At 63.2% G+C, this 23,196-nt stretch carries 18 protein-coding genes and 1 pseudogene; 8 read left to right on the top strand and 11 right to left on the bottom strand.

Going from position 1 to position 23,196, the window contains the following annotated elements:
- The first annotated feature begins 170 nt into the window (after positions 1 to 170).
- A complete protein-coding gene (gene metH / locus F3Y30_RS02575; RefSeq protein WP_203425017.1) occupies positions 171 to 3,947 on the top strand; it encodes a methionine synthase in 3,777 nt (1,258 codons plus the stop codon).
- Here the strand turns inward: metH and cobM are convergent, their stop codons facing one another.
- A complete protein-coding gene (cobM, locus tag F3Y30_RS02570; RefSeq protein ID WP_203425016.1) occupies positions 3,948 to 4,709 on the bottom strand; it encodes a precorrin-4 C(11)-methyltransferase in 762 nt (253 codons plus the stop codon).
- Positions 4,706 to 5,976 (bottom strand): annotated as a pseudogene (gene cbiE, locus F3Y30_RS02565) (precorrin-6y C5,15-methyltransferase (decarboxylating) subunit CbiE). The gene cobM and the pseudogene cbiE overlap by 4 nt, the downstream one beginning before the upstream one ends.
- Here cbiE and F3Y30_RS02560 point away from each other — a divergent pair.
- Positions 5,969 to 6,739, top strand: a complete 771-nt coding sequence (locus tag F3Y30_RS02560; RefSeq protein WP_203425015.1) for a cobalt-precorrin-6A reductase — start codon at positions 5,969 to 5,971, stop codon at positions 6,737 to 6,739. The pseudogene cbiE and the gene F3Y30_RS02560 sit on opposite strands and share 8 nt — an antisense overlap.
- Here the strand turns inward: F3Y30_RS02560 and F3Y30_RS02555 are convergent.
- The 6 genes from F3Y30_RS02555 to F3Y30_RS02530 form a co-directional block, all read right to left on the bottom strand.
- A complete protein-coding gene (locus F3Y30_RS02555; protein ID WP_203425014.1) occupies positions 6,703 to 7,467 on the bottom strand; it encodes a precorrin-3B C(17)-methyltransferase in 765 nt (254 codons plus the stop codon). The genes F3Y30_RS02560 and F3Y30_RS02555 overlap by 37 nt on opposite strands.
- Complete coding sequence (locus F3Y30_RS02550; RefSeq protein WP_203425013.1) at positions 7,464 to 8,201, bottom strand: precorrin-2 C(20)-methyltransferase; 738 nt, start codon at positions 8,199 to 8,201, stop codon at positions 7,464 to 7,466. The genes F3Y30_RS02555 and F3Y30_RS02550 overlap by 4 nt, the downstream gene beginning before the upstream one ends.
- The gene (locus F3Y30_RS02545; RefSeq protein ID WP_203425012.1) at positions 8,198 to 8,830 is read right to left on the bottom strand and encodes a precorrin-8X methylmutase; all 633 of its coding nucleotides are present in this window, start codon (positions 8,828 to 8,830) and stop codon (positions 8,198 to 8,200) included. The genes F3Y30_RS02550 and F3Y30_RS02545 overlap by 4 nt, the downstream gene beginning before the upstream one ends.
- Complete coding sequence (cobG, locus tag F3Y30_RS02540) at positions 8,827 to 10,206, bottom strand: precorrin-3B synthase (protein WP_203425011.1); 1,380 nt, start codon at positions 10,204 to 10,206, stop codon at positions 8,827 to 8,829. Before cobG ends, F3Y30_RS02545 begins: the two co-directional genes overlap by 4 nt.
- Positions 10,203 to 10,985: a precorrin-6A synthase (deacetylating) gene (gene cobF, locus F3Y30_RS02535; protein ID WP_203425010.1), complete on the bottom strand. Its 783-nt coding sequence runs from the start codon at positions 10,983 to 10,985 to the stop codon at positions 10,203 to 10,205. The genes cobG and cobF overlap by 4 nt, the downstream gene beginning before the upstream one ends.
- 139 nt (positions 10,986 to 11,124) lie before the next feature.
- Complete coding sequence (locus F3Y30_RS02530; RefSeq protein WP_203425009.1) at positions 11,125 to 11,964, bottom strand: helix-turn-helix transcriptional regulator; 840 nt, start codon at positions 11,962 to 11,964, stop codon at positions 11,125 to 11,127.
- 115 nt (positions 11,965 to 12,079) lie between these two features.
- Between F3Y30_RS02530 and F3Y30_RS02525 the strand changes: the two genes are divergently transcribed.
- Positions 12,080 to 13,276, top strand: coding sequence for an MFS transporter (locus F3Y30_RS02525; RefSeq protein WP_203425008.1), 1,197 nt, complete (start codon positions 12,080 to 12,082; stop codon positions 13,274 to 13,276).
- Between the two features lie 18 nt (positions 13,277 to 13,294).
- Here the strand turns inward: F3Y30_RS02525 and F3Y30_RS02520 are convergent, their stop codons facing one another.
- Complete coding sequence (locus tag F3Y30_RS02520) at positions 13,295 to 14,578, bottom strand: FAD-binding oxidoreductase (protein ID WP_203425007.1); 1,284 nt, start codon at positions 14,576 to 14,578, stop codon at positions 13,295 to 13,297.
- Positions 14,579 to 14,694: 116 nt separating this feature from the next.
- Positions 14,695 to 15,588, bottom strand: a complete 894-nt coding sequence (locus F3Y30_RS02515) for a LysR family transcriptional regulator (RefSeq protein WP_203425006.1) — start codon at positions 15,586 to 15,588, stop codon at positions 14,695 to 14,697.
- Between the two features lie 118 nt (positions 15,589 to 15,706).
- Here F3Y30_RS02515 and F3Y30_RS02510 point away from each other — a divergent pair, with 118 nt between their 5' ends.
- The 4 genes from F3Y30_RS02510 to F3Y30_RS02495 are packed head-to-tail and all read left to right on the top strand — an operon-like array spanning position 15,707 to position 21,356.
- Positions 15,707 to 17,107 (top strand): VOC family protein, encoded by a 1,401-nt coding sequence (locus F3Y30_RS02510; protein WP_203425005.1) that lies wholly within the window; start codon positions 15,707 to 15,709, stop codon positions 17,105 to 17,107.
- Between the two features lie 10 nt (positions 17,108 to 17,117).
- Positions 17,118 to 18,536, top strand: coding sequence for an FAD-binding oxidoreductase (locus F3Y30_RS02505; protein ID WP_203425004.1), 1,419 nt, complete (start codon positions 17,118 to 17,120; stop codon positions 18,534 to 18,536).
- A gap of 42 nt (positions 18,537 to 18,578) precedes the next feature.
- A complete protein-coding gene (locus tag F3Y30_RS02500) occupies positions 18,579 to 20,117 on the top strand; it encodes an aldehyde dehydrogenase family protein (RefSeq protein WP_203425003.1) in 1,539 nt (512 codons plus the stop codon).
- Between the two features lie 6 nt (positions 20,118 to 20,123).
- Positions 20,124 to 21,356 (top strand): pyridoxal phosphate-dependent aminotransferase, encoded by a 1,233-nt coding sequence (locus tag F3Y30_RS02495; RefSeq protein WP_203425002.1) that lies wholly within the window; start codon positions 20,124 to 20,126, stop codon positions 21,354 to 21,356.
- A 152-nt stretch (positions 21,357 to 21,508) separates the two neighbouring features.
- Here the strand turns inward: F3Y30_RS02495 and F3Y30_RS02490 are convergent, their stop codons facing one another.
- Positions 21,509 to 22,618: a saccharopine dehydrogenase family protein gene (locus tag F3Y30_RS02490; protein ID WP_281435454.1), complete on the bottom strand. Its 1,110-nt coding sequence runs from the start codon at positions 22,616 to 22,618 to the stop codon at positions 21,509 to 21,511.
- Between the two features lie 107 nt (positions 22,619 to 22,725).
- Here F3Y30_RS02490 and F3Y30_RS02485 point away from each other — a divergent pair, with 107 nt between their 5' ends.
- Entirely contained in the window at positions 22,726 to 23,166 is a 441-nt protein-coding gene (locus tag F3Y30_RS02485; protein ID WP_203425000.1) for an Lrp/AsnC family transcriptional regulator, read from the top strand.
- Positions 23,167 to 23,196 lie beyond the last annotated feature (30 nt).

Genomic DNA, 23,196 nt, shown 5'->3' with positions numbered 1-23,196 from the left:
CGGTTGGTTCTTAGACTTGCCGTTAGGGAAAAGCCAGAATCCGACCGACGATCGATCCACATCCCGTTCTCTCACCCCTCAAAACGGACTTGCAACTTGCGTCAGAAGACATGTTGACATAAAGATATCTTTATGTGATCTGCGACGCAGTTGTATCAGGAGGCTTCGCCATGACCACCGACTCCGAAAACCTGTTCGGACCCTTGTTGCCTCGCCGCAGCGGATTGGAGATCGCAGCCGCCCTGTCGGCGCTGGCAAACGAGCGCATCCTGATCCTCGATGGGGCCATGGGAACGGAGATCCAGACGCTCGGCCTGGTCGAGCAGGATTTTCGAGGGACGCGCTTCGGCGATTGCGCCTGCCACCAGCAGGGCAACAACGATCTTCTGACGCTGACGCAGCCAGCGGCAATCGAGGATATCCACTACCGCTATGCTCTTGCAGGCGCGGATATCCTGGAAACCAATACGTTCTCCTCCACCACCATCGCGCAGGCCGATTACGGCATGGAAGAGATGGTCTATGAGCTCAACCGCGATGGCGCGCGGCTTGCGCGGCGCGCAGGGCTGAGGGCCGAGCAGAAGGATGGCCGGCGCAGGTTCGTCGCCGGCGCCCTGGGGCCGACAAACCGCACCGCGTCCATTTCTCCTGATGTCAACAATCCCGGCTACCGCGCGGTCTCCTTCGACGATCTCAGAATCGCCTATGGCGAGCAGCTGCGCGGCCTCATCGATGGTGGCGCGGACATCATTCTGATCGAGACGATCTTCGACACGCTGAACGCCAAGGCGGCGATCTTCGCCTGCGCTGAGATCTTCGAGGAGAAGGACATTACGCTGCCGGTCATGATTTCCGGCACGATCACCGACCTTTCTGGCAGGACACTGTCTGGGCAGACACCGGAAGCCTTCTGGAATTCCGTCCGCCATGCTTCGCCGATCTCGATCGGGCTTAACTGTGCCCTTGGCGCCAATGCGATGCGCGATCACATTGCGGAGATCTCGTCCGTCGCCGACGCCTATGTCTGCGCCTATCCCAATGCCGGTCTTCCGAACGCCTTCGGCAAGTATGATCAGACACCCGAGGAGATGGCCGCGCAGGTTGAGGAGTTCATGCGCGAGGGCCTCGTCAACATCGTTGGCGGATGCTGCGGCTCCACGCCAGCGCACATTCGCGCGATTGCCGAAGTGGCCAAGCGCCATGCGCCGCGCCCGATACCGGAAATCCCGCGCTTCATGCGGCTCTCCGGGCTGCAGCCCTTCACCCTGACGAAGGACATTCCGTTCGTGAATGTCGGCGAGCGGACGAATGTCACGGGTTCGGCGAAGTTCCGCAAGCTTATCACCGCCGGTGACTACGCTGCCGCGCTTGACGTCGCGCGCGACCAGGTGGCGAACGGTGCCCAGGTCATCGACATCAACATGGACGAGGGGCTGATCGATTCCACCAGGGCGATGACGGAATACCTCAACCTTATCGCCGCAGAACCGGACATCGCGAAAGTGCCGGTCATGATCGATTCGTCGAAGTGGGAAGTCATCGAGGCCGGCCTGAAATGCGTGCAGGGCAAGCCGATCGTGAACTCGATTTCGCTCAAGGAAGGGGAAGAGGTATTCCTGAAGCATGCGCGGCTTGTCCGTGCCTATGGCGCGGCCGTGGTGGTCATGGCGTTTGATGAGCAGGGCCAGGCGGATACGCGGGCGCGCAAGGTCGAAATCTGCACGCGCGCCTACAAGCTCCTGACCGAGGTCGCGGGGCTTCGCCCGGAAGACATCATCTTCGACCCCAACATCTTTGCGGTGGCGACCGGTATCGAAGAGCACAACAACTACGGCGTGGATTTCATCGAGGCGACGCGTGAGATCGTCTCTACGCTTGCCCATGTGCATGTCTCGGGCGGCGTCTCCAACCTGTCGTTCTCGTTTCGCGGCAACGAGCCCGTGCGCGAGGCCATGCATGCGGTATTTCTCTATCATGCCATCCAGGCCGGAATGGACATGGGCATCGTCAATGCCGGCCAGCTCGCGGTCTATGAGTCGATCGAGCCCGAACTGCGCGAGGCCTGCGAGGACGTGGTGCTGAACCGGCGATCCGACGCGACGGAACGCATGCTGCAGCTTGCAGAACGTTTCAAGGGAACGGCTGGCAAGGAAGCAAGGGAACGGGATCTCCAGTGGCGTGAATGGACCGTCGCAAAGCGGCTCGAGCATGCGCTCGTCAACGGCATAACCGAATTCGTCGAGGCGGATACCGAGGAAGCCCGTCAACAGGCCGAGCGTCCGCTGCACGTCATCGAGGGGCCGCTGATGGCCGGGATGAACGTGGTCGGCGACCTGTTCGGCTCTGGAAAGATGTTCCTGCCGCAGGTTGTTAAATCGGCGCGCGTTATGAAGCAGGCGGTTGCCGTGCTTCTTCCCTACATGGAAGCCGAGAAGCTCGCGAACGGTGGCGACGGAGAGCGTCGCAGCGCGGGCAAGATCCTGATGGCAACCGTCAAGGGCGACGTGCACGATATCGGCAAGAACATCGTCGGCGTCGTGCTCGCCTGCAACAACTACGAGATCATCGATCTCGGCGTGATGGTGCCTGCTTCGAAGATCCTGCAGGTGGCCAGGGACGAGAATGTCGACATCATCGGTCTGTCGGGGCTCATCACGCCTTCGCTGGACGAGATGGTGCATGTCGCTTCCGAGATGGAACGGGAAGGCCTCGGCATTCCGCTCCTGATCGGGGGAGCAACGACGAGCCGTGTTCACACGGCGGTCAAGATTCACCCCCGCTATCAGATAGGGCAGACGGTCTATGTGACCGATGCCAGCCGTGCGGTCGGTGTCGTCTCCAGCCTGCTTTCCGACGACATGCGTCCAGGCTATGTCGAGACCCTCCGGGCGGAGTACCGCAAGGTGGCGGAGACGCATGCCCGGAACGAGGCGGAAAAGTTGCGCCTGCCGCTGGAAAGAGCACGGGAAAACGCATTCCGGCCGGATTGGGAAGGTTATACTCCCAAGAAGCCGTCCTTCCTCGGCACCCGGATCTGGCAGGATTGGGATCTGGCGGAACTCGCCCGCTACATCGACTGGACGCCATTCTTCCAGACCTGGGAGCTGAAGGGCGTTTATCCGAAAATTCTCGACGATGAGAAACAGGGACCCGCGGCACGCCAGCTCTTTGCTGACGCACAGGCGATGCTGGCCAAGATCATCGATGAAAAATGGTTCACACCAAAGGCCGTCGTGGGCTTCTGGCCCGCCAACGCCGTCGGCGACGACATTCGCCTGTTCGACGATGAGACGAGGCAGACGGAGCTTGCTTCATTGTTCACGCTTCGCCAGCAGCTTTCGAAGCGCGACGGCCGTCCGAATGTCGCGCTCTCCGACTTCATGGCGCCGCTGGACACCGGCAGGCCAGACTATGTCGGCGGCTTCGTCGTTACCGCGGGTATCGGGGAGATCGCCATTGCCGAACGCTTCGAGCGGGCCAATGACGACTACTCCTCCATCATGGTGAAAGCTCTCGCGGACCGTTTCGCCGAAGCGTTCGCAGAACGCCTTCACGAGTACGTCCGCAAGGAACTGTGGGGATATGCTCCGGACGAGAGTTTCACGCCCGAGCAGCTGATCGGCGAGCCCTACGCCGGTATCCGTCCGGCCCCGGGCTATCCCGCGCAGCCGGACCACACGGAGAAGACGACCCTCTTCCGTCTGCTCGACGCGGAGAACGCGATCGGCGTCAGCCTGACCGAAAGTTTCGCCATGTGGCCGGGGTCCTCCGTCTCCGGGCTCTACATCGCCCAGCCGGAGAGCTACTACTTCGGTGTCGCCAAGGTGGAGCGAGACCAGGTCGAGGACTACGCGGCCCGCAAGGATATGGCGGTGGGTGAGGTTGAGCGCTGGCTGGGGCCGGTGCTGAACTACGTGCCAGCTCCGGCATCGCTTGCGGCGGAGTAGCTACTCGCCGCGCCCGCGGAACCGGCGCTGGTAGGCGGGGTCATACAGCGAGCTTTCGCGGAAGTCCTGTGCGGCAAGCGTCGGACCGACGAAGATCAACGCGGTCCTCTCAATGGGATCTGCCTCGACCTTGCCGGCAATGTCGGCGAGGGTGCCGCGCAGCACCCGTTCATCGGGCCATGAGGCCTTGACGACGATTGCGACAGGGCAATCCGGACCGTAGAGCGGCGTCAACTCCTCCACGACCCTGTCGAGGGCATGGATGGCGAGATGGATCGCCAGCGTCGTGCCCGTGGTCCCGAAGGCTTGCAGCGTTTCCCGATTCGGCATCGGCGATGCCCGTCCGGAAACGCGGGTCAGCACGAGGCTCTGGCCCACTGCCGGAATGGTGAGTTCGCGCCCGAGTGCCGAGGCAGCGGCCGCAAAAGAGGGCACGCCCGGCGTCATCGTGTATGCGATACCGCTTTTATCGAGGCGACGGATCTGCTCTGCGACCGCACTCCAGACGGAAAGGTCGCCGGAGTGCAGCCGTGCGATGTCTTCACCGGCGGTCTCGGCGCGAAGAAATTCAGCCTCGATCTCGTCCAGCGACATCGGGGCGGTATCTACGATGCGCGCGCCCGGCGGGCAGTATTGCAGCAGTTCCGGCGAGACGATCGAACCCGCATAGAGACACACGGGGCAGCTGGCGATCAGGTCCCGGCCGCGCACGGTGATGAGGTCTGCAGCGCCCGGGCCGGCACCAATGAAATGAACTGTCATGCGGTTTCCTCGAATTTCCTGGCCGGTTTGACCCACGACCACTGCGTGACCGGCATGGCAGGCCTCCATCCGGTCATCCGGCCGACTGGCGATGCTCGGGCAATGTCGATGCGGACAAGCGAGCCGCCAAGCGTTGCGTGGCTTGAGAGGAGCAGGGATTCCATCTCGGTTGTGACGGCATTTGCGACGAGACGGCCCCCAGGCTTTAGGGCATCCATTGCTGCGTCGAGAACCCCGTCCTCGCTGCCACCGCCGCCGATGAAGATCGCATCCGGTACCGGCAGTCCGGCAAGCGCCGCCGGTGCCGTGCCTTCAACCACGCTGAGGCCCGGCACGCCAAGCTGCGAGGCGTTGCGGCGGATGCGTTCGGCGCGCTGCGCGTTTGCCTCGATGGCAATTGCGCGCAGCGACGGGTCTGCCAGCATCCACTCGATGCCAACAGAGCCGGATCCGGCTCCGATGTCCCAGAGCACTTCACCACGGCGGGGTGCAAGGGCCGAGAGCGTGAGCGCCCTGATCTCGCGCTTGGTGATCTGACCGTCATGCTCGAACAATGCGTCGTCGAGCCCGGCGGTCAGGGGAAGCACACGTGCTGCTCCATCTGCCTCGACCTCGATCGCGCAGACGTTCAGCATGTTGCAGTCCTCCAGTTCGAAGCCCGCGGCGTGGTGCGCGCTCACGCGTTCCGCGGCGCCCCCGAGCGCCTCGAGAACTGTAAGCCTTGAATTACCGAAGCCGGTTTCTACCAGCAATGCCGCGAGTTCCCCGGCCCGTCGCCGTCGGATGTCAGCGCCAGGATGCGGGTTTCCGGATGAAGGTGAGGCCGGACAAGATCAAGGGGGCGCCCGTGGAGGGATACGCAGACCGTATCTTGCAGCGCCCAGCCCATGCGCGCGGCAGCAAGGCTGAAGGAGGAGGGGGCCGGGAAGGTCGACATCTCCGCGCGGGAAACCCTCCGCGAGAGCGTCACCCCGACGCCGTAGAAGAAGGGATCTCCCGAGGCGAGGACCACGACTGGCCGTCCCCGTGCGGCACAGACCGCATCCATCGAACGTTCGAACGGGCTCAGCCAGGCATGTGTCTGCCCTGCGATCAGTGACGCTGCGAGCTCCAGATGCCGCGCGCCGCCAAAGACGATCTCCGCCTGCGCAATTGCCGCCTTGGCCGCATCACCAAGACCGGCTACACCATCCTCGCCGATGCCGACGACGGAGAGCCATGGCGCGGCGCTATCAACGGCAGCATCGGGTTTCTCAGGCGTGAACAAGAAGCAAATCCTTATTCTGGGGGGAACGACGGAGGCCCGTGACCTTGCTGCGCGCCTGGCCACGCGAGAGGATATCGACGTGGTACTTTCGCTCGCCGGACGAACCGCAGATCCGGCGCCGCAACCCACCCCGGTGCGAATCGGCGGTTTCGGCGGAGTTGGCGGATTGGTTGCCTATCTCAGGAGCAATGCCGTTGATCTTCTCGTGGATGCTACCCATCCCTTTGCGAGGAGGATCTCTGTGAATGCGCGACAGGCAAGCGCGGAAAGCGGTGTGCCGCTGCTGCGGCTCGAGCGCGCGGGATGGGATCCGGTCGCGGGCGACCAATGGGTCCGCGTTTCCTCGGTCGACGAGGCAGCCACCGCGCTCGGCCACGAACCCCGCCGTATTTTTCTGGCGATAGGCCGACAAGAGGTGGCGGCTTTCGAGGCCGCTCCACAGCATCACTACCTGGTTCGCAGCGTCGATCCTGTGGAGCCACCGCTCGACGTGCCTTCGGCCGAATACAGCCTGGCGCGCGGTCCCTTCGAAATCGAGGGTGAGATCCGCCTCCTGCGGAATCATCGTATCGACGCCATCGTGTCTAAGAACAGCGGCGGCGAGGCGACGTATGCCAAGATCGCGGCAGCGCGCGCCCTCCGCCTCACCGTCATCATGATCGAGAGGGCGCAGCCGAGCGACGGGATCACGGCCGAAAACGTGGGCGATGCGGTTCGCCTCGTTGATCATCTGATCTCCCCGGACAAGAAGCGCGGCGTGTAGACGAGATCGGACAGGCCCTGGCGGCTGATGATCCGCGTCTCGGCCGATCCGATGATAACACAGGTCGCCATGTCGGCCTTGTCAGCCTCCGCGCTCGCAAGCGGTACCACGAGCATACGCTCATCCTGCCGTCCGGCGGCGCGGCCGAACACGACGGGTGTGTCGCCGGGAAGTGTCTGGCGTAGAATTTCGAACGCCTTCCCCAATTGCCAAGGGCGTGCCTTGCTGATCGGGTTGTAGAGCGCAATGACAAAGCCTGCCTCGGAGACCGCGCGCAGTCGGTTCTCGATCACCGGCCAGGGCTTGAGGTTGTCCGACAATGAGATGGCGCAGAAGTCATGCCCCAACGGCGCGCCGATGCGCGCGGCGACCGCGAGCATTGCGGTGACGCCGGGAACGACGACGATGTCGATTTTCCGCCATTCGGGAGGGCCGGAGTCAACCGCTTCGCAGACCGCCGCCGCCATGGCAAACACACCCGGATCCCCACCGGAGACAACACAGACGTCGACGCCTGCGGCTGCACGGGTCAGGGCCGCACGGGCTCGGTCAAGTTCCTCGCGATTGTCCGAGGCGACCTTCACCTGATCCGGACGCAGTGCAAGGCGATCGAGATAGGGAAAATATCCGAAGAACTCAGTCGCCTGCTCCACGGCCTTGGTGGCCTCCGGCGTCATCTGGTCCGGGCTTCCGGGCCCGGTACCGATCACGTAAAGCCTGCCGGTCATGGGCGGGCACTCCAGCCGGGCACAAGAACGATAGAGAAGTAGGGCGCGGCGTCGTCCAGCTTCTCGGCCAGCCGGATGGCGCGACTTCCGGGCATCGTGCCCCTCTCGACGTAGATTGCTTCCTGCAGCCGGCCGGACGAAGAGAGCGCCCTGCGGATTTTCGGCAGGTTCCGCCCCACCTTCATGATCACGGCCGCCTGGGTATCGCCGAGGCGGCGGCAGAGCTCGCCTTCGAGCATCGTGCCGGGCAACACGGAGAGTACGTCGTCTCCCTGCACGATCGGCATGCCCGACAGCGACCAGCAACCCGACATGGCAGTGACGCCGGGGATGATCTCGGTCGGGAACCGATCGGCGAGGCGGACATGGAGATGCATGTACGAGCCGTAGAACATCGGATCGCCTTCCGACAGGACGGCAACTGTCCGTCCGGCCTCAAGGTGCGCGGCAACCGCCTCGGCGGACGAATCGTAGAAGGCGGCGATCTGTGCCTTGTAGTCGTCGTGATCCTTGTCGATCTCGGTCGTCACGGGATAGTAGAGAGGTAGTTCCACCGTACCCGGTTTCAGCAATCCTTCGACAATCGCCCGGCCATTGCCGGAGCGCCCGGCCTTTGCAAAGAAGGCGACGACTTCCGCTTCGCCGATTGCCCGCACCGCCTTGATCGTCAGGAGTTCCGGATCGCCGGGGCCGGTGCCGACGCCGTAGAGGCGCCCTTTTTCGTGAGTGGTCATAGGCCAGCCCTCGCGAGCGAATTCAGCGCTGCCGCCGTCATCGCGCTACCGCCCATGCGCCCACGCACGATGGCATAGGGTACGCCATAGGAGTTTTCCGCGAGCGCTTCCTTGGATTCCGCCGCGCCCACGAAGCCCACCGGCATGCCGAGTATCGCCGCCGGCTTCGGCGCACCGTCGCGCAGGAGCTCGAGGAGATAAAAGAGTGCCGTCGGGGCGTTGCCGATGGCGACCACCGATCCCTCTATGCGTTCGAGCCAAAGCCTGATGGCTGCCGCCGACCGCGTGTTGCCGATTTCGCGTGCGAGTTCAGGCGTGCGCGGATCGCGCAACGTGCAGATCACGTCGTTTCCGGCCGGCAGGCGGGCGGCCGTGACGCCGCGTGCGACCATCTCGGCGTCGCAGAATATGGCGCTGCCACGGCGAAGGGCGTGCCTCGCTGACGATACCAGATCCGCCGAGAAGACGAAGTGCTCGGCCGCTTCCACCAGCCCGCTTGCATGAATCATGCGCACGGCGACATCGGCTTCGTCCTCGGAAAACCGGGAAAGGTCGGCTTCGGCGCGTATGATCGCGAATGATCGTTCGTAGATGGCATTGCCATCCTTGATATAGTCGTAGTCAGTCATTGCCTTCCTTGCTGAAATGCCGCCGCGAGGACGGCCTCTCCGATCTTGTCTAGGGCGCCGCGCGCAGATATCCCTTGCGAGCGTTGCCTCTCCAGAAGGGCCTCAATCGTCGCGAGAGCCTCGGAAATCTTCTGCGAAGAGGTGCGCGCGACGGGACGGTCGCCAGCCTTGCCGTGCAAGACGAGGCCAATTCCGGCGGCGGTGCCCGAAAGCGCAAGCGCTGCCGGTGCCGGGCGGGCGCACCCCTTGGTACAGCCCGACACGTGCACGGATATGGAACCGTCGAACAGAGCGGGGGTCTTCTCGACAAGTGCGTCTGCCACCGCGCGGGTATCGAAATGGCCCGAGGCGCAGCCCAAACTGCCTGCACACACGGCAATGAAGTTTCCGGGCTCGTGCCCGTCGACCGAAAACCCTGCGGAACGTGCCGCGGCCTGAGCGATAGGTACCGTCGACCGCTCAAGCCCCCGAATGAGAAGAGCCCGTCCCGGTGAAGGCAGCACTTCGCTCGCCCCGATTTCCGCGAGAACCTTCATGAGGTTCGACAGCGTCGGCGATTGAACCTGCCCGTAGCGAAGGCCGATGCCGAGGATCGGAGCCCCGCCAATTGTGTGTGCCCCGACGAAGCCTGGATGAGGCTCATTCGCGAATTCTGCTTCCGGGTCGCATTGGCCACGCGCTTCAGAAATGAGTCCGCCGATTTCGAGATCGCGACCTCTCGTTCCAGTGCCTGCACTGGCCAGTTTTTCGAGCACTGCCATGACGGCTTGCGGCACGGCTTCGGGCAGGAACTCTGCCACAGGTCTGGCGGATTGACGGTCGCCGCCGATTGCCAGGCGCCAGAGAGCGGATCCCCGCATGCCGATCGCATCAAGACGAAGATCAGCGACGCTTTCGCCGAGATGCAGCCTGCCGCCGCCATCGACGACGATTGCGAGCTTCGGCGCAAGCGCCAGCGGTGGATTGCGATCGGCGGCGATTTTGCGGATTGCCGTCGCGATCGGGCGCGGGTCGGCAATTTCGGATGGGTCACCGCCGGCCAGGGGAGGGACCTCGACAGCGATGCCGTTCTGCCAACGGATCCCGGCCTCGATGAAAGCGCTTGCAAGGCGGCTTACCGATTCTGCGCTCAGGCCCCGGATCTGGAGGCTGCCCCGCATCGTCACTTCGATCAGCCCGTTGCCATGCAGTGCCGCCAGACGGGCAATTTCGGCGAACGAGGCGGGTGGGAGACCGTCCGCGAACGGACGAAAACGGACAAGCAGGCCGTCGCCGGTTTGCATCGGAGCGGAAAGGGAAGGGCATGCGCCGCGCCGCAGCGCATCGGTTGCGCGAGAAGGCCTGCCGCTGTCGACCGAAAGAATCGTCGCGGTCATTGTTCTCCGCTCCCCTCTTCCGGCGATGAATTGCGGCGGATCAGATAGGTGTCCATGATCCAGCCGTTCGCCTCCCGAGCCCTGCGCCGGGTCTCGACGATCTGTTCGCGCACCTCGCCGATCTTGCCGGAGAGAGTGATTTCCAGGGGCGTGCCGACATAGGCGCCCCAATAGATTTCAGCGTCGTCGCTTTCGACCGTACGGTAGGCTTCGACACCGTCCAGCATCACGATGATATCGTCGACGCCGGGCGGCCATTCCTGCGCGAGCCTGCGCCCTGTCGTAATCTCGACGGGCAGCCCGATGCGGTTGAGGGGAATTGCGTGGCTGGCGCAGAGTGCCTGGATGCTGGTGATACCCGGTATGACTTCGATGCCGAACTCCACCGACCCGCGCGCCCTCACATGCTCGACAATGCGGAGCGTGCTGTCGTAGAGGCTCGGATCGCCCCAGACGAGCAGCGCCACGATCTGGTTTTCGGCGACCTCGGTCAGCAGCAGGTTTTCATAGATTGCGGCGATGGCATGGTGCCAGTCGTGCACGCCGCCTTCATAGCTACCATCGGAGCGCCTGCGGGGGACCGCATATTCGACGATCCGGGATGACGGGTTTGAAACGTAGCGCTCGCAGATGTCGCGCCGCAGATCCGCGAGAAACGCCTTCTCCTCTCCCTTCACGGGAATCAGGAGAACATCGGCGCGGTTCAGCGCATTGATCGCCTGGATCGTCACGTGTTCGGGATTGCCCGCGCCTATCCCGACGACCAGTAGTTTTCTCACCGCCCTGCTCCCGTGCGAACATCGCTTCCGGCTTCGCGTCCCGACTTGGGTCCCGCTTGTCCTACCTAATCCCAAAGCGCGTTGCAGAACAGCCCCCGAATTGCGCCCTCGAGCGGTCTTTTTGAGACGAAAAGCGGTGCTAGAGCTGTGGCGGCGCCGCAGGCGCCTGGCGTGCCCGGAGATAGACGCGGGGAGGCGTCCCCAACATGCGCTTGAACATGGTGGTAAAAGCGGACGCATTCTCATAACCGGCATCGAGCGCTACGTTCGTAACGGCGTCGCCATCCGCCAGTCGGGGAAGACAGGCGAAGATGCAGGCCTGCTGGCGCCAAGTCGCGAAACTCACGCCGGTTTCCTCCCTGAAGAAGCGGGTGAAAGAGCGGCGACTCATGTTCAATCGTGCGGCCCAATCGTCAATCTTTGCTCCCGGCACAGGTCGATCGAGGTAATCACGACAGAGCGTGGCCAGCCTGGCGTTTGCCGGGAACGGCAGCCCGAGCGGGCGCTCCTCCAGCCTGCCCAGCTCTTCGACGAGCAATGTCATGATCAGCTCGTTTCGGCGATCCTGGATCTCATCCCGGCTCGCCCGCGCCGCCTCGGCGAGAAGTTGCGTCGCTAGGTCCGTCACCTCCAGCACCATCGGCGTTGGCGCGGATGCCCGACCCTCTGGTGAATAGATGTAGAGCGAGCGCATGGTGACGTCGCTGCACATTTCGACCGAATGTTCGAGCCCGCGCGGGATCAGCAGCGCGTGACCGGGCGGAATCATCCACCTGCGGCGGTCCGAGTGGACGAGCACCACGCCCGAGAAAACGCACAGGAACTGCGTGCGGCGATGGCTGTGGACCGGGACGACATAGCCCTGCGGCACATCGGAGCTGTGGACCAGAACATCCGCGTTCGACTGCTCCATCCACGACAGATTTCGCAGATGGTTGGCGTCGAGCATCGATAGAAGTTTCGGCGACAGCTTTTCCATTTTTTGGCCCACTCTCGAAGAAAATGGACCTAAGCACAAATGCAGGCACGCAACAATCCCTGTATTGAAGCGCCAAACCAGAAGAATTTCGGACGAAACACACAAGGACCTCAGTATGTCGACGACAGTCTCTGTCGCCTCGGCCCGTAGCGGTCGAACCACCATTGCAATCATCTTCGCGGTCAGCATCTGCCACATGTTGAACGACATCATGCAGTCGCTGCTGACGTCGCTGTACCCGCTGCTCAAGGCGAACTACGCTCTGGACTTCGTCCAGATCGGCCTTCTCACGATGGCGTTCCAGGTCACTGCCTCGCTGCTCCAGCCGGTCGTGGGCCTTGTGACGGATCGCTGGCCGATGCCGTTCTCCCTTCCTGCCGGCATGGCGAGCACATTCGTCGGGCTTTTCCTGCTCGCCTATGCGCACAGCTTTCCCGTTCTCGTGGCCGGTGCGTGTCTGATCGGGCTGGGGTCGGCCGTGTTTCATCCCGAGTCATCCCGTGTTGCCCGCATCGCCTCCGGTGGCCGCCACGGGCTTGCACAGTCGCTGTTTCAGGTGGGTGGCAATGCCGGTACTGCGATCGGCCCCTTGCTGGCAGCCTTCATCGTGTTGCCGTTCGGCCAGTCCAGCGTCGCCTGGTTTTCGGCTGTCGCGCTGCTCGGCATGATCATCCTGACATGGGTCGGACGCTGGTATGCGGGCGAGCGCCTTCGCACCGCCGGCCACCCAGCGCCAAGCCGTGATCTCCCGCTGCCGGGCGGTCGCGTCGCGTGGGCGCTTGCCGTTCTCGTTCTGCTGACCACGACGAAGAACGTCTACATGGCGAGCATTTCCAGCTATTTCACTTTCTACACGATCGACAAGTTCGGTTTGACCGTGCAGGAAGCGCAGCTCATGCTGTTCCTCTTCCTCGGCGCATCGGCCGTAGGGGTCTTCCTTGGTGGGCCGATCGGAGACCGCTTCGGAGCCCGCTTCGTGATCTGGTTCTCGATCCTCGGCGTCATTCCCTTCGCGCTCCTGCTTCCCTACGCGAACCTGTTCTGGACGGGCGTGCTCAGTGTCCTGATCGGGCTGATCTTCTCGTCGGCTTTCTCAGCCATTGTGGTTTTCGCGCAGGAACTCGTACCGGGGCGGGTCGGTCTGATTGCCGGTGTCTTCTTCGGCTTCGCTTTCGGAGCCGGCGGCCTGGGGGCGGCAGCGCTCGGCGGCTTCGCCGACAGCCAAGGCATCGAGTTCGTCTACCGCCTTTGCTCCTACATGCCGCTTCTCGGCATTCTCACGGTGATGCTGCCACGCATCCCCGTGCGGTAGCAGGCCATTCGCCAGGGATCAAAAACGGTCCCTGGCGAAATGCGCGATCTGGGCGCCAAGCTCGTAATAAGCTTCACGGACCGGGCGGAAACTTTGTGCCACGGGATCGGTCACCGGGAGGGGCAACTCGGCCTCGGAAATCTCGCCGCAGATATGTCGGGCGAGCGTCTTGCCGAATACAGTCCCCGGCGCAATTCCTCGCCCGTTGTAGCCGCTGAACCCGATGACGTTCGGCGCAAGCCTGTGGAAGCGGGGGAGATTGTCGGCAGTCATGCCGATCTTGCCGTACCACTCCGCCTCGAAGGTCACGTCGCCGATCTCGGGAAACAGTCTCTTCAACGCGCGTCGCGCCCATGCCTTGTGCACGGAAATTCCAGTGCCGCGCAATGCGCCCACGCTTCCGAACACGAGGCGGCCGCGCTTATCGAAGCGGTAGGAGGACAGAACTTCCTCCGTGTCCCATGCGCCCTGCCTCCCGGGCAGGATCTTCGCCTGCAGCTCCGGCGAGAGCGGAGCGGTCGCGAAGTTGAAATAGGGCAGATGAACGATCTCGGAACGAACTTCCGCCCACGGGGATACGGTGTAGGCGTTCGTCGCAACGATGACCCAGTTCGCGGTGACCGCTCCCCGATCAGTTTTCACGGTCCAGCGGCTTCCTGCGCGCTCTGCGCCGATCACCGGGCTTGAGGTGTAGGCCTCGGCGCCCGCGGCGATTGCGGCGGTCGCCAATCCGCGCACGTAGCCGAGCGGCTGGATCGTGCCGGCACGCATGTCTAGAAGAGAGCCTGTATAGGCGTTGGTGCCGACCTTGCGAGCGGTCTCTGCGGCATCGAGCAGTGTCACCGGCGCACCGCGGCGCGCCCATTGCTCGGCGCGAGCTCCCAGTTCCTCCAGTCCAGCACGGCCAACGGCACAATGAAGGGTTCCGACCGGCATCGCCTCGCAATCCATGCCGTGCTTCTCGACAAGGTCGAAGACGACCCTTGGCGCATTGCCGAGTGCCTCGAGCAGACGGTCACCATAGACCTCCCCGAGCACGCCGGGCAGATCGTCAGGCATGACCCACATGCCGGCATTGACGAGCCCGACATTGCGGCCGGAGCCGCCGAAGCCGATTTCCTTGCCTTCGAGGACGACAACCTTGGCACCCCGCTCCACCAGATGCAGTGCCGCGGAGAACCCGGTAAAGCCACCACCGACGATAACAACATCGGCCTCCCTCGTGCCTGACAGAGTCGAGGTTTTCGGGGCGGGCGGGGCTGTCATTTCCCACAGGCCGTGGGAGCGGGGGTCGTTCAGCATCTGTCGTGTCTTCTTCAGCAGGGAGGGTTGCGATGGCGCCACATTCTGCCATGCATGGCAAGCACGAAAGCGTTTTTTCGTCACCGGGTCATGCCGGGATGGAATGAGCAGGATGCTCAGCTCACCTGCGTTGTTATCCAGCTTCGAAAGGCCTGGCTCAGCGAATTTTCCAGCTTCCCTTCCGGAACCACAAGATAGTAGCTGTTCTCCGTCTGCATCGGCCGGTCGAAGATCACGGCGAGCCTTCCCGAGGCGAGTTCCTGCTCGATCAGGTAGCGCGGGAGCAGCGCGAAGCCGAGGCCGGCCACGGCCGCCTCGATAACCATCGAAAACTGGTCGAAGCGATGCCCGCGATAGGCCGTGTCGGTGGTGCCGCCATTGAGCTCGAACCATTGCGCCCAGAGCTTCGGACGTGTCGCGAGGTGAAGGAGCGGCGCGGCCTCCAGGTCCCTTGGTTCTCCAAGCTGCCATTCGCGCAACAGCTCGGGACTTGCGGCGGGCAGGATGACCTCGCTGCAGAGATAGGAGCAGGCGGCGCGCGCCCAGACCGGCTGGCCGTAGTGTATCGCCAGGTCGAAGTTCTGCTCCTCGAAGTCGAACGGCGCCGATCGAGATGCGATGTTGAGGATCGTTCCCGGATACTGCGCCAGAAACGCCGGAAGCCGGGGCGTGAGCCATCGGCTGCCGAACGTGGGAAGAGTCGCTATGCTGAGGCTGTGTTCGGAGCGCGCCGAGGACATGGCGCGCAGCATGGTTTCCTCTGTCTGATGGAGGAGACGCCGCACCTCTGGCAGGAACCTGCGCCCGTCTTCCGACAGGATGACGCGTTGCCGGACGCGTTCGAAGAGCAGAACGCCAAGCTGCTCCTCGAGATCCTTTATCTGGCGGCTGACGGCACTTTGCGTGAGGTTCAGCTCATGCGCGGCCTGGGTAAAGCTGCCGTGCCGCGCGGCGCATTCGAAGGCCTGAAGCGTGGTCACGTCCGGAATCAGCCTGCGGCTCAACTTCATTCGACTCTCGCATCAACCTAGTCAAAACATGCGCGATCACTCGCGGGTCTGATCCGTTATGATCCGTTTTGAGAATGAACGGGGACCTCCCACCCCTTCTAGGACGAGACTGACCGCCATGAAAGAAAAATCGTACGTTTCCGCCGACGAGATCCGTTCGGATTTCTCCGCTGCCATGTCCGCCATGTACCGCGAGGAAGTGCCGGCTTACGGCACGCTCATGTCGCTGGTCGCTCAAGTGAATGCGGAGACGCTTGCAGCCGATTCGCATCTTCGGAGGCGTCTGGAAGAGACCGATTCGCTCGACCGGATCTCCGAGGAGCGCCACGGTGCCATCCGCCTCGGTACCCCGGAGGAGCTTTCGATGATGCGCCGCGTCTTCGCGGTCATGGGCATGTATCCGGTCGGCTACTACGATTTGTCGACTGCCGGTGTGCCGGTGCACTCGACCGCGTTCCGCCCGGTCGGTGATGCGGCGCTGAAGCGGAACCCCTTCCGCGTCTTTACCTCGCTGCTTCGCCTCGACCTGATCGCCGACGCGACGCTGCGCGAAGAGGCCGCTCAAGTGCTCGCTTTGCGCAGGATCTTCACCGACCGTGCCGTTGAGCTGGTCGAAAAAGCCGAGCAGGACGGTGGGCTGAACGCCGCGGACGCGGCGGTCTTCGTCCGCGAAGTACTCGAGACCTTCCGCTGGCATGATCGCGCGATCGTCAGTGCGGACATGTACAAGCGGCTGCACGATGCACATCGGCTGATTGCCGACGTCGTTTCCTTCAAGGGCCCGCACATCAACCACCTCACGCCACGCACCCTCGACATTGACAAGGTGCAGGCGCTGATGCCGGAAGAAGGCATCGCTCCCAAGGCAGTCGTCGAGGGACCTCCGACCCGCAAATGCGCAATCCTCCTGCGCCAGACGTCGTTCAAGGCGCTTGAAGAGCCCGTCTCCTTCATCGGGGACAGCGGGGAATGGAAGGCTGGCTCGCACACCGCCCGCTTCGGCGAGATCGAACAGCGCGGCATTGCGCTCACCCCGAAGGGCCGCGCGCTCTACGACAGGCTTCTCAGCGATACCCGCGCGATTGCGCGCCCCGCCGCCGACGGCTCAAACGCCGCAGAATACGAGGCGGCGCTGGCAAAGGTCTTCGAAGCCTTTCCGGACGACTGGCACGAGATCCGCAAGCAGGGCCTCGGCTATTTCAACTACTCCCTCACCGAGCTGGGTCGGGCGACCGGTATCACCGGCGACACCGGCATCGAGGCGTTGGTTGAGTCCGGCCACGTCCAGTTCGACCCGATCGTCTATGAGGACTTCCTGCCCGTTTCGGCCGCCGGGATCTTCCAGTCCAACCTCGGCGACGACGCGGCGCAAGAGTTTGTCGCAAGCCCGAACCAGGTGATGTTCGAGCGCGATCTCGGCGCTGGCGTGCTCGACGAATTCGCCCACTATGCGGGCATCGAAAAGGCTTCTATTGAAGAATGCCTGGGCGCGGCGGGCATGGCCGTCGCTGCGGAATGACAGGCAGGAGATGATCGACGAAACGCATATTGAAGCGCTGCGTTCGCTGCTGGGCGTCAAGGGCCTCCTCACAGCGCCCGCCGACATGGCTGGCTACGAGACCGGCGCCCGATACGACAGTGGTCGTGCTGCCTTCGTCGCACGCCCGGCTTCGACCTCGGAGGTTTCCGCCGTTGTTGCCTATTGCGTGAAAAACGGCATCGCGCTCGTCCCGCAGTCCGGCAACACCGGCCTCGTCTCCGGTTCTACGCCGGATGGAAGCGGGACGCAGGGTGTGCTCAGCCTCGACCGACTGGTGGCACCCTTCGAGCTGGATCCGGTCAACCGCACGCTGGCGGCGGGCGCAGGCCTCAGGCTCTCGGAGGTCAATCGGCGTCTCGAAGAGGAAGGCCTGTTCTTCCCGATCGATCTCGGAGCCGACCCGCGTCTCGGCGGCATGCTTGCAACTAACACCGGAGGCTCAAGGTTCCTGCGTTATGGCGACGTGCGCCGCAACACATTGGGACTGACGGTGGTCCTGGCCGACGAGGCGGGCACCGTGCTCAAGCTCGGCTCGGGCCTTCGCAAAAACAATACGGGTGTCGACTGGAAACAGCTCTTCATCGGCACAAGCGGCGCTTTCGGCGTCATCACCGAATGCGAGCTGAACCTCGAGCCGGTGCCGCGCCAGGTGGCAACTGCCTACCTGGTGCCTTCGGCGCCCGAGCGGGTCTCTGACCTCCTCGTCGCAATGGAGCAGGCGCTCGGCAGCTATCTCTCCGCCTTTGAGGGCATGTCGGGCAACGCCATCACGGCCGCGCTCTCCCACGTCCCCTCGTTGCGCAATCCCTTCCAGAGCGGCGTCGTTCCGGAGTTCGTCATCCTCGCGGAAATCTCGCGCTCCTCGCCGTCGCGTGAGGGCGAGCAGCCGCTTGATGCGGTGCTGGAGGAGGTCCTTGGCGCGGTGTTCGAAAGGGCTGATACGTTGCTGGCAGATGCCTTCGTGGGCCCACCGCAGGAAATGTGGGCTTTGCGCCATGCCTTGTCCGAGGGCGTGAAGCATAGCGGACGATTGATCGCATTCGATCTATCATTCCGGCGGGGTGATATCATGCGCTTCCTCGCCCGTATGAAGGCGGAGATGCCGAAGCAATTCCCGGATATCTCGATTTGCGACTTCGGCCATATCGGCGACGGCGGCGTGCACTTCAATCTAGTCGTGCCCGCCGAAGATCCCCGGCTCGCCGACGGCGGCTTCGAGGGACGTTTGCGAGAATGGGTGTTCAAGGTCGCTGTCGAGGACTTCGGCGGCAGCTACAGCGCCGAGCATGCGATCGGCCGCAAGAACCAGGTCTTCTACGACCTCTATACGCCGGAAGCGATCCGGCGGCTGGCAGCAGGGCTCAGGGAGATCACTTCGCCCGGCCCGCTCGGCAGCGTCAACTTTTGAAGAGATCGGCGGAATTTGCGCCGCCTGCGAAACACAGTCACAATGGAGAATGAGACGATGACCAACGTCGATGTGAAACAGGAAACCGCAAAGCTTCTCGACAAGCTCGGCGTCCCGGCAGCAGCCTGGCAGAACGGCGACATGGCCTCGTTCAGCCCTGTAAGTGGCGAGGAGATCGCCAGGCTGAAGACGCATTCGGCCGCTGACGCCGGAAAGGCGATCGACGCCGCCCATGAGGCTTTCAAGGCCTGGCGCCTGGTGCCCGCGCCGAAGCGCGGCGAACTCGTCCGCCTGCTGGGCGAGGAACTGCGTGCCTCCAAGGCCGATCTCGGCCGTCTCGTCTCGATCGAGGCTGGCAAGATCACCTCCGAGGGCCTCGGCGAAGTTCAGGAAATGATCGACATCTGCGATTTTGCGGTTGGTCTGTCCCGCCAGCTCTACGGCCTGACGATCGCCACCGAACGTCCCGGCCACCGCATGATGGAGACGTGGCACCCGCTCGGCGTCGTCGGCATCATCTCGGCCTTCAACTTCCCGGTCGCCGTCTGGTCGTGGAATGCGGCACTTGCACTCGTCTGCGGCAACCCGATTGTATGGAAGCCTTCGGAGAAGACCCCGCTCACCGCGCTCGCCTCTCAGGCGATCCTCGAGCGTGCCCTCGCCCGCTTCGGTGATGCGCCGAAGAATCTTTCTCAGGTGCTTATCGGCGATCGCGCGATCGGCGAGGCCCTCGTCGACAACCCGAAGGTCGCGCTCGTTTCGGCCACCGGCTCCACCCGCATGGGTAAGGAAGTCGGTCCGCGGCTCGCCAAGCGTTTCGCCCGCTCGATCCTCGAGCTCGGCGGCAACAATGCCGGTATCGTCTGCCCGTCGGCCGATCTCGACATGGCGTTGCGGGCGATTGCCTTCGGTGCCATGGGCACCGCCGGACAGCGCTGCACCACGCTTCGTCGTCTGTTCGTGCACGAGAGTGTCTATGACCAGCTCGTTCCGCGCCTGCGGAAGGCCTATGAGAGCGTTTCGGTCGGCAATCCCTTGGAAACCTCCGCTCTCGTCGGTCCGCTGGTCGACAAGCAGGCTTTCGACAACATGCAGAAGGCTCTGGAAGCGGCCAAGGCCGAAGGCGGCAAGGTCGTCGGCGGCAACCGCGTGGTCGAAGCAGGCAGGGAAACCGCCTACTACGTCAAGCCGGCGATCGTGGAAATGCCCAAGCAGGGCGGCCCGGTTCTCGACGAGACCTTCGCTCCGATCCTCTACGTCATGAAGTATTCCGACTTCGACAAGGCGCTCGACGACCACAATGCGGTCGCGGCCGGCCTGTCATCGTCGATCTTCACGCTCAACATGCAGGAGGCCGAGCGCTTCCTTTCCGCTGACGGCTCCGACTGCGGTATTGCCAACGTCAACATCGGCACCTCCGGTGCTGAAATTGGCGGAGCGTTCGGCGGCGAGAAGGAGACCGGAGGCGGCCGTGAGTCCGGCTCGGACGCCTGGAAAGCCTACATGCGTCGCTCGACAAACACCGTCAACTACTCGAAGGCACTGCCGCTCGCCCAGGGCGTCTCCTTCGACATCGAGTGATCGGCCATGACCATCGTCAGCAAGGTTGAGGAGGCGGGCTTTCGGCCCGCCTCGCGGATCGCCGCCATCGGCGTATCCAAGATCCTGGCCATCGGAGCGAAGGCCAGCGCGATGAAGCGCGAAGGGCTCCCCGTCATCATTCTCGGGGCCGGCGAGCCCGATTTCGACACACCCGACAACGTCAAGCAGGTGGCCAAGGCTGCAATCGATCGCGGCGAGACCAAGTACACCGCACTCGACGGCACGCCGGAGCTGAAGAAGGCGATCGCCGCCAAGTTCCATCGCGAGAATGGCGTCGACTATGCTCTGGACGAGATCACCGTCGCGACCGGCGCCAAGCAGATCCTCTTCAATGCCTTCATGGCAAGCATCGACCCGGGCGACGAGGTGATCATCCCCACCCCCTACTGGACGTCCTACTCCGACATCGTCGAGATCTGCGGCGGAGTGCCCGTCCTCGTCCCATGCGATGCTGAAGCGGGCTTTCGGCTGCAGGCGGAACAACTGGAGCGGGCGATAGGGCCAAAGACGCGCTGGTTGCTGCTGAACTCACCATCGAACCCTTCGGGTGCGGCCTATAGCGAGGCTGACTACCGGCCGCTTCTCGATGTGTTGCTGCGCCATCCGCATGTCTGGCTGATGGTGGACGACATGTACGAGCACATCGTCTATGACGGCTTCCGGTTTGTAACACCGGTCGGGATCGAACCGAGGCTCAAGGACCGCGCGCTGACCATCAACGGCGTCTCGAAGGCTTATGCGATGACCGGCTGGCGCATCGGTTACGCCGGCGGCCCCAAGGCGCTGATCAAGGCGATGGCAGTCGTCCAGAGTCAGGCAACGTCATGCCCGTCTTCCGTCAGCCAGGCGGCCGCGGTCGAGGCACTCAACGGCCCCCAACATGTTCTCGACGAGCGAAGGAGGAGCTTCCAAGATCGCCGCGACCTCGTCGTGTCCGCTCTCAATGCCATCGAAGGTATCGAGTGCCGGGTTCCGGAAGGCGCGTTCTACACCTTCGCATCCTGTGCCGGACTGATAGGGAAGAAGACACCGGCCGGATTGGTGATCGCAACCGACGCCGACTTTACGACGTATCTTCTGGAGACGGCCTACGTTGCCGTCGTGCCTGGCTCGGCGTTCGGCCTGTCGCCTTTCTTCCGTATTTCCTATGCCACGTCGAAGGCCGAACTCGAGGAAGCGCTAGAGCGCATCGCCGATGCTTGCTCCCGTCTGACCTGACGGACACCAACATACGGCGGACAAAGAAAAGGGGCCTCCATGCGGGGCCCCATTTTTATTGTTCGCACCCTTGGCGGGCGTCTCTCTTCCCCGCGGGTTGTCACGCGGAAGCGCCCCGACCTGCGGCCGGAGCGCTGCAAAGGGATGTTGGTTCAGCTTGCGATGCGGCTGCCGCGCTGCTCCTCGGCGTAGTAGTGGCCGAAGCGATTGGCGAGGAAGGCCTCGAGGCCAATCTCTTCCTGCTTGACGAACCCGCTTGCGCGAAGGCTGCCGTCGGACAGCATGTCGAGCACGGCGCAGATCGAACCGGCGGTCGTAATCTGGATTGCGCTGTGCATGCGACCGGCGATGACGGCGCTGTAGACCTTGTTGGCATAGGTCTCCTGCACCAGGCGGCCGTCCTTACGGCCGCTGACGGTCACGAAGATGATCACGACGTCCTGCGTGGTCGTCGGTAGCGCATTCTCGAGGATGTCCTTCAGGACCTCCCTGCGATGACGGAGCCCCAGATCGTTCAGCAACGCCTTCATGATGGCGGCGTGACCGGGGTAGCGGATCGTCTTGTAGTTCAGAGTCCGCAGCTTGCCTTCGAGCGTGTCGCACAGCGTGCCGAGTCCGCCCGAGGTGTTGAACGCTTCGTAAGTGACGCCGTCGAGCGAAAACTCCTCACGCTCTTCCAGGGCCGGAACCTCGATCAGCGCGCCTTCGACGATCGCCTCGCAGGGCTCTATGTACTCATTGATGACGCCGTCCGTGCTCCAGGTCAGGTTGTAGTTGAGCGCATTGGATGGGTACTGCGGCAGGGCGCCGACGCGCATGCGCACGCTTTCCAGCGTGTCGAAATGCTTGGCGAGATCATTGGCGACGATCGAGATGAAGCCGGGAGCAAGGCCGCACTGCGGAATGAACGCGGTTTGCGCATTCTCGGCAATCTGCTTGACCTGACGGGTCGATTCCACATCCTCGGTAAGATCGAGATAGTGCACGCCGGCGGCGGCTGCCGCTTGCGCTATGACCACGGTGAGATGGAACGGGGCGGCGCTCAGAACGGCGAACTTGCCCTTGAGCAGGGCTTCCAGAGCGGCCTGATCGGCAATGTCAATGACGACAGTCGAAACTGCCTTGTGCGATTCGATCTGGTCGAGCTGTGCGGCCGAGCGGTCCGCGATCGTCACGCGGTAATCTCCGCTGTGCGCGAGCAGCCGCGCGATGGTCGAGCCGATCTTGCCTGCCCCGACGACGACGATATCTTTCATGCAAATTCCCCCGAAAGCTTGGATTTCAAGGGAATCATGCCGACGTTTTCTGTCGAATCACAGCTTCAAATCTGTCATAATGCATTATCTTTATCGGCAGAATGACGATCGCCATGAGCATTACGACGTTGAGTGCGAAGGACCGGGCGCTACTCGCGATCCTCAGCGAAAACGCCCGCGAGCAGACGGCGTCGATTGCCCGCAAGCTCGGTCTTTCGCGAACAACCGTGCAGGCAAAGATCGAACGCCTGGAACGCGATGGCATCATTACCGGCTACGTCGTGCGATTGTCGGACGACTACGAGAGCGGAATGGTGAAGGCGCATGTCTTGATCACCCTTGCGTCGAAGACGCTTGCGCGGATCACAACGGAACTCCACGCCATTCCTGAAGTGAAGATGCTCCATTCTGTCAGCGGGACGTTCGACCTGATCGCCGTCGTCGCGGCGACGTCAATTGCCGAGCTTGATCACCTGATCGACCGGATCGGTCAGATCGACGGGGTCGAGCGCACCCTGTCTTCGATCATCCTGTCGACGCGCATCAGCCGCTGAACGTGACTGGGCGCAGGGGTGGCCCCGCGG

It is taken from the genome of Sinorhizobium sp. BG8, assembly GCF_016864555.1.
Taxonomy (GTDB): domain Bacteria; phylum Pseudomonadota; class Alphaproteobacteria; order Rhizobiales; family Rhizobiaceae; genus BG8.
This window is presented reverse-complemented; position numbering and strand designations above follow the sequence as displayed.